Raw genomic sequence first — 486 nt, 5'->3', positions numbered from 1 at the left:
ACATAACATTCTTAGGAGATGACGCGGCCCGCTGTCAAGCGAAAGCCCATGGGATCGGCGCAGATTGCACGGGATGCGCAATTTCGATCAAACTGGCCGCGCCAGGAAACGCCAAGATGATCCGGCCAATGCGAAAAGGAGCCCCATGAACCCGACCGAGAAAGCGCTGTGGTTCGTCGAGAGCCATCTGCCGGAGGCGATCTCGCTTGACGATGTCGCGCAAAGCAGCGGCGTGTCGCGTTTTCATGTGACGCGCGCCTTCGGCGCCGCAACCGGCCGCTCGGTGATGGGTTACATGCGCTCACGCCGGCTGACCGAGGCGGCGCGCAAGCTGGCCGGCGGAGCGCCCGACATCCTCGCCGTCGCGCTCGACGCCGGCTACAACTCGCATGAGGCGTTCACCCGTGCCTTCCGCGATCAGTTCGGCACCACGCCGGAACTGGTACGCGCGCAAGGCTCGACCAACAACCTCGACCTCGTGGAGCC

1 protein-coding gene is annotated in these 486 nt (G+C 64.4%); it reads left to right on the top strand.

The features are described from left to right. Positions 1-145 precede the first annotated feature (145 nt). Positions 146-486: AraC family transcriptional regulator (locus tag EN932_RS37620; RefSeq protein WP_164890921.1), on the top strand; the 341-nt coding region annotated here is incomplete at its 3' end.

The sequence above is a fragment of the Mesorhizobium sp. M7A.F.Ca.US.002.01.1.1 genome, from assembly GCF_004022955.1.
GTDB classification, from domain to species: Bacteria; Pseudomonadota; Alphaproteobacteria; order Rhizobiales; family Rhizobiaceae; genus Mesorhizobium; species Mesorhizobium ciceri.
This window is presented reverse-complemented; position numbering and strand designations above follow the sequence as displayed.